General features: G+C 63.4%; 6 protein-coding genes. 1 reads left to right on the top strand and 5 read right to left on the bottom strand.

The genetic code is table 11. The features are described from left to right. The 3 genes from F3J19_RS30595 to ndk form a co-directional block, all read right to left on the bottom strand. Window positions 1-822, bottom strand: an 822-nt coding sequence (locus F3J19_RS30595; RefSeq protein WP_167049942.1) for a helix-turn-helix domain-containing protein, incomplete at its 3' end; no start/stop codon positions are given. Between the two features lie 215 nt (window positions 823-1,037). Further along, window positions 1,038-2,189: a 23S rRNA (adenine(2503)-C(2))-methyltransferase RlmN gene (gene rlmN, locus F3J19_RS30590; RefSeq protein WP_167049940.1), complete on the bottom strand. Its 1,152-nt coding sequence runs from the start codon at window positions 2,187-2,189 to the stop codon at window positions 1,038-1,040. Window positions 2,190-2,432: 243 nt separating this feature from the next. After that, window positions 2,433-2,858: a nucleoside-diphosphate kinase gene (ndk, locus tag F3J19_RS30585; RefSeq protein ID WP_042322811.1), complete on the bottom strand. Its 426-nt coding sequence runs from the start codon at window positions 2,856-2,858 to the stop codon at window positions 2,433-2,435. A gap of 298 nt (window positions 2,859-3,156) precedes the next feature. Here ndk and F3J19_RS30580 point away from each other — a divergent pair, with 298 nt between their 5' ends. Then, window positions 3,157-3,855, top strand: coding sequence for a Bax inhibitor-1/YccA family protein (locus tag F3J19_RS30580; protein WP_167049938.1), 699 nt, complete (start codon window positions 3,157-3,159; stop codon window positions 3,853-3,855). A gap of 134 nt (window positions 3,856-3,989) precedes the next feature. Here the strand turns inward: F3J19_RS30580 and F3J19_RS30575 are convergent, their stop codons facing one another. Together F3J19_RS30575 and bamC are read right to left on the bottom strand one after the other, a co-directional pair. After that, entirely contained in the window at window positions 3,990-4,763 is a 774-nt protein-coding gene (locus F3J19_RS30575) for an MBL fold metallo-hydrolase (RefSeq protein WP_167049936.1), read from the bottom strand. A gap of 7 nt (window positions 4,764-4,770) precedes the next feature. After that, window positions 4,771-5,910 carry an outer membrane protein assembly factor BamC gene (bamC, locus tag F3J19_RS30570; RefSeq protein ID WP_167049934.1) on the bottom strand — a complete coding sequence of 380 codons (1,140 nt, stop codon included), beginning with the start codon at window positions 5,908-5,910 and terminating at the stop codon, window positions 4,771-4,773. Between the last annotated feature and the right edge of the window lie 90 nt (window positions 5,911-6,000).

Below are 6,000 nucleotides of genomic sequence, written 5' to 3'. Positions count from 1 at the left end.
CGGCGCGCTTGCGCCCGTTGCGGCAGCCGGTGCCGCCTGCGAACCCGCCGCCGGCGCGGCAGCCGTCGCCGCCGTCACGGCCGGCGCCGAAGACGGCGTCGTACCGGTGGCGAGCGGCGCGGGCATCGGCGTACCCGAAGCCGCATTGTCGGCACTCGCCGGGTTTTCGGCGGTGGCGGCCGCTTCCGGCGCCGACGCGGCGTCCTGCGCGGGCACCTGGCCTTGCGCCACAGCGTCCGATGCGCCGGTCTCGTTACTCGCTGAACCGCTCGCGCTCGCTTTCAGACGCGCGAGCCACGCGGACGAATCGCCGACGTTGGTGCGCCACATGCCCAGCGCGATGACCGCAACGACGATCGCCGCGATTCCCCACAGCCATGAACGGCTCTTGTGACCACTGTCACCCAGTGTTAACGAAACCTTGCCGCGCGGCAGGTCCTTGCCCGAGGACGCCGGCATCGACAGATTCGGCGCCGGCACACCCTTCTCGCGACGCAGCGCCGCCGTGAACGGCGCCGGATCGGCGCCGAGCATCTTCGCATAGCTGCGCACCACGCCGAGCGCGAACGTCGTGTCCGGCAAATGGCTGATGTCGCCCGCTTCGAGCGCGCCGAGCTTGACGACCGACACTTTCAGCCGCGCCGACACGTCTTCGATCGTCCAGCCCTTCGATTCACGCAATTGGGTCAAGCGCGCGCCAACGGCCGCCAACGAATCGAGCGCCGGTTGCACGGCGGGCTGCACCGCCGCCCGCGCAACAGGTGCCGGGTGGCCTTCGTTCGTGTCTGTTTCGTGCGGCTGCGGGTGCTGCGGCTCACTCATCCCAAATCCTTTCGCGTCGATTCTTTTTACTCGTGCAACCGGACGGGCTCGAGCCTCACGTCCAAATCGCAGACCGTTTATAACAAAATGCGCGGCTTCGTGCGCCGCTTCCGATCGATTCTGCAAACTTTCTTTTCAGCCGAGGGCGGCATGGGGGCCTTTCCTCGCTCGCAGGGGTTTCCGCGCGAACGCCGGCGCCATTCCGCCCCGGATGCTTACACGGCGCGAACCTCGATCACCTTCGCCGCCTTCCCGGAACGCTCAGCAAGACGCGTGCGGTCCTTCACCGCACCGGCCAGCTGACCGCAGGCAGCATCGATATCGTCGCCGCGAGTCTTGCGCACTGTCGTGACGACACCCGCGTCCATCAACACTTGCGCAAACCGCTTGATCTGTTCCGGCTTCGAGCGAACGAGGCCCGATTCGGGGAACGGATTGAACGGGATCAGATTGAATTTGCACGGCACGTTGCGCGTAACCGCCAGCAATTCGCGTGCATGCGCCTCGCTGTCGTTCACGCCGTCGAGCATGCAATATTCGAACGTAATGAAATCGCGCGGCGCGACCTTCAGATAGCGTTCGCACGCCGCCATCAATTCGCGCAACGGATACTTTTTGTTCAGCGGCACCAGCATGTCGCGCAACGGATCGTTGGGCGCGTGCAGCGACACCGCGAGCGCCACCGGCAGATCGGCGCCGAGCCTGTCCATCATCGGCACGACGCCCGAAGTGGACAGCGTCACGCGCCGGCGCGACAGGCCGTATGCGTTGTCGTCGAGCATCAGGCGCATGGCCGGCACGACCGCTTCGTAATTGAGCAGCGGCTCGCCCATGCCCATCATCACGACGTTCGTGACGACACGCTCGCCCTTGCTGTCGCCGCCCATTGCGCGACCGGCCGCATCGCCGCGCGACGCGCGCAGCGCAAACTCGGCCATGCGCAACTGGCCGATGATTTCGCCGGTGGTGAGATTGCGGGAGAACCCCTGCTTGCCGGTCGAGCAGAACCGGCAGTTGACCGCGCACCCGGCTTGCGACGACACACACAGCGTGCCGCGCGTTTCTTCGGGGATATACACGGTTTCAACGGCATTGCCGTTGCCGACGTCGATGAGCCACTTGCGTGTGCCATCGGTCGAAACATGGTCGCTGACGATGCCGGGCATCGAGATCGTGGCGCGCCCCTTGAGCTTTTCGCGCAAGGACTTCGCCAGATCGGTCATGCCGTCGAAGTCGGCAGCGTTGTATTGATGAATCCAGCGCTGCAACTGTTTGGCGCGAAACGGTTTCTCGCCCAGGCTGTCGCAATAGGCGACAAGCCCTTGGGCGTCGAGGTCGAGAAGGTTGACGGTGGGACTGCTCGTCATATCGAATCCTGCCATTTCAGTGCGAGACTGCGTTCATGCAACAAGCTGCATGAACGCAATGCCGTTCGCGCCCATTCCTGCTGCTTTTACCTTACTACTTTGCCGGGCCCCGCGTGCGATTCGTGCGATAAAACTGTTCGGCTGCACGAACCGCGCGACGCGAGAAACCGCTTCAAACACGCCTGCAGGCGCCCGTTCGCGCCTGGACGCCCGAAGCGAACACCTAGCTCGAGCGCGCGGCGCTTAACGCGAGTAGACGTTGACTTGCGGGAAGAAGAATGCGATTTCGACAGCAGCCGTTTCCGCTGCGTCCGAACCGTGCACTGCGTTAGCGTCGATGCTGTCGGCGAAGTCGGCGCGGATCGTACCCTTTTCCGCCTTCTTCGGGTCCGTTGCACCCATCAGATCGCGATGCTTCAGGATCGCATTTTCGCCTTCCAGCGCTTGCACGACGACCGGGCCCGAAATCATGAACTCGACGAGATCCTTGAAGAACGGACGTGCGGCATGCACGGCGTAGAACTTCTCGGCGTCGGCACGCGACAGATGAACCATGCGCGATGCCACGATCTTCAAACCAGCGTTTTCGAAGCGGGTGTAGATCTGACCGATCACGTTCTTCGCCACTGCGTCCGGCTTGATAATCGACAGGGTGCGTTCGATCGCCATAAAAACTCCAAAAAATTAAGAGGTTACAGATTTAAATGAATCCGCTATTGTAGCATGTTCCCGTGTATGATTGCGATTGAACCCTTACAGTATTGAAAGAATCCACCCGAAGGGTTCAAAATACTGGTAGCGTAAGCCTGTGCGCGAAGTCCGGGGTATTGAAACTCCCGGCCGCCGCGCTAATCTTAGGAATGAATGCGGCGCGCCGCGCGCAACGGATGTCCGCCGGCGCTTCGCGAATTGCCGCATCATCCCGCATCGCCCATTACGCAACACGCTTCTGAGGTAAGGAGAGACCATGAACGAACATCCGTATATGTTTGGCCGCAACGGCGCGGTGACCACGGCCGAAACGCGCAACCGCGTGCTACGGAACACCTACTGGCTGCTCGCGCTGTCGATGATTCCGACCGTACTCGGCGCATGGGTCGGTCTCGCCACGGGCTTCTCGCTGTTCGCCGCCACCAGCCCCGCGATGAGCATGCTGGCGTTCTTCGCGATTGCCTTCGGCTTCATGTTCGCGATCCAGCGCACCAAGGACAGCGCCGTCGGCGTGTTCGTGCTGCTCGGCTTCACGTTCTTCATGGGCCTGATGCTGTCGCGCATCCTCGCGTTCGTGCTCGGTTTCTCGAACGGCCCGTCGCTGATCATGCTCGCGTTCGGTGGCACTGGTGTGATCTTCGCGGCGATGGCAACCATCGCCACAGTCAGCAAGCGCGACTTCTCCGGGCTCGGCAAGTGGCTCTTCATGGGCGTGATCGTGATCCTGCTCGCGTCGGTCGCGAACATGTTCCTGCAACTGCCGGCGCTGATGCTGACGGTTTCGGTCATGGCCATCGTGATCTTCTCCGCCTACATCATGTTCGACGTGCAGCGCGTCGTGAACGGCGGCGAAACGAACTACATCACCGCCACGCTCGCGATCTACCTGGATCTGTACAACGTGTTCGTCAACCTGCTCGCGCTGCTCGGCATTTTCGGCGGCAACCGCAATTAAGTCCGACTGATCGCGCGGCGCGCTCTTCAGGTGCCGCGCTCAAAAGAAAAGCCCATGACGTTTGCTCGTTATGGGCTTTTTTCATTGCGTCGCACGCGACAATAAATGTACGCGTCAAGGCAAACGGAATCGCGTCAAACCGAAAGCCACGCAAAGCCATCACTTTGCGAAGCGACGACCACGTCAGTGGACACCGCGCCGAGCACGCCAGCCAGCGCGGCCTGCGCCAACTCCGGCAGATTGTTCTGCTGACTCAGGTGCGCGGCAACGAGGTGCCGCAGGCGGGAACGATCGAGCGAGGCCAGGATATCGGCCGCCGCGTCATTGTTCAGATGCCCATGATTGCCGCCGATACGCGCCTTCAGTGACGCCGGGTAGCGGCTGCCCGCCAGCATCTGCACATCGTGATTGCATTCGAGCACGAGCGCGTCGCAGCCGCTCAGCACCGCGCTGATATGCGGCGTGGACGTCCCGACGTCGGTCAGCACGCCGAGCCGGCTCGCACCATTCGAGAACACGTATTGCAGCGGCTCGCGGGCGTCGTGAGGAACGGTATAAGGAAGAACGCTGAGGTCGCCGATCGTCACCGCCTCGTCGCCCCACAGCACCTGCAGATCGACATCGGCTTCGTCGGCACCGACCGCGCGCGCGGTGCCCCAGCTCATGTACAACGGAATCGACCACTTGCGGGCCAGCGTCAGCGCGCTGCCGATATGGTCGCTATGCTCATGCGTGATAAGAATCGCGTCGAGACCTTCGACGCTCGCACCGAGCCGCGTCAGACGCCGTTCGACTTCACGCGCGGAAAAACCGCAATCGAGCAACACGCGCGTAGTGGTCACGCCGCTTTGCGCTTCCACCAGCAGCGCGTTGCCCTCACTGCCGCTGCCAAGACTGGCGAACCGCACGGCCCGCCTAGTTCAACTGCGCGTGCAGCAGCGACACGATGCGCTGCGCGTCCGACGAGGTGTCGATCTGCCCGTTCGCGTCCACCACCGCGACCTGCGTCACCGTATCGCCCTTCGCGCGCACGTTGACGAGGAATTCCTGACCCGGCTTGCGCGCCGAATTGCCGCTATAGAACAGCTTGCCGAACAGCCCTTCCCGCTTCAGCTCCTGCATCGAATCCGCGTAGCGCACGTAGTAGATGCCCTTTTCGCGATCGCGGTTGTCGACGGTGAAGTTGGTGCGGTCGAGCGCCAGGCCCACGCGCAACCATGCACGGTCGAACGACTCCTGCAGATCGAGCGTCGACGCGCCCGCGCTCTGCTCGATCGTAGCCGGCGCCACGGCCGGGTGCGCGTCGGTCAGCAGTTGCTTCGACTGCGCCTCGGTCAGGCCGAACTTCTGCATCAGCTTGGCGAGAAACATCGCTTCGAGCGCCGGATCGCGCGGACGCTCTTCCCAGCGCGACGACGTCTTGTCCTGCCCCGTCAGCACTTCTTCCATCGCGCTATGCGTGATCGAGATATCGGTGGCACCGCCCGGCCCGCGCGAGACGAGCGTACGGAAGCTGTCGCGGGTGCCCGACGAATACGCGAAGTCGATGACCTTGCCCACCGTGCGGCGGAACCAGTCGTCGGGAATGTTTGCGCGGTTTTCAGCCCAGTCGGTCGCCATGATGCCGGTTGCCGGTGCGTCGGTCTTCAGCACGAAGCCGTTTTCCTGCCAGAACTCCTGCAGTTGCGGCCACAGCTGCTCCGGCGAGCGGCCGTCGACGACCAGCCAGCGGCGGTCGCCGTCGCGCTCGATGTGCATGCCGAGCGGGTCCTGCGCATTCGGCTGGCCTTCGGTCGTATTGCCAGCCGCCGTCACCGCGCGTGCGGTCGCACCGCCCAGCGCCAGATTGGCGGGCGGCGCCACATAGCGCTGGTCGGTCGGCGTGCTGCTCAGATCGCTCGGCACGGCGAGCGGCGGCGCACTCGACGTCGTCTTGTAGTTGACGCGATCGGAAGCGAACCAGTCGTTCAGCGTGTCACAGCCGGCGAGCGTCGTCAGGGCAAGCGCCAGCGCCGCCATGCGGGTTGCGTGGAGGGAAAGTGCGGAACGTTTCATGAGGTCCTTCGTGATGCTGGAACGCGATGCCTCGTTCGATCTGCCGGGAACGTGGGCTGAAGCGACGTCGGTTAAGGAAATGCCGGTGGC

The sequence above is a fragment of the Burkholderia sp. Ax-1724 genome (assembly GCF_011752995.1).
Classification (GTDB): Bacteria; Pseudomonadota; Gammaproteobacteria; order Burkholderiales; family Burkholderiaceae; genus Paraburkholderia.
Note: the sequence above shows the minus strand (reverse complement) of the source record. Positions and strands in the feature narration are given on the sequence as shown.

Excerpts from the sequence above, each read along its gene's own strand:
- F3J19_RS30580 (WP_167049938.1), top strand. The coding sequence starts at position 3,157 with ATGAACGAACATCCGTATATGTTTGGCCGCAACGGCGCGGTGACCACG.
- ndk (WP_042322811.1), bottom strand. The coding sequence starts at position 2,858 with ATGGCGATCGAACGCACCCTGTCGATTATCAAGCCGGACGCAGTGGCG.
- rlmN (WP_167049940.1), bottom strand. The coding sequence starts at position 2,189 with ATGACGAGCAGTCCCACCGTCAACCTTCTCGACCTCGACGCCCAAGGG.
- bamC (WP_167049934.1), bottom strand. The coding sequence starts at position 5,910 with ATGAAACGTTCCGCACTTTCCCTCCACGCAACCCGCATGGCGGCGCTG.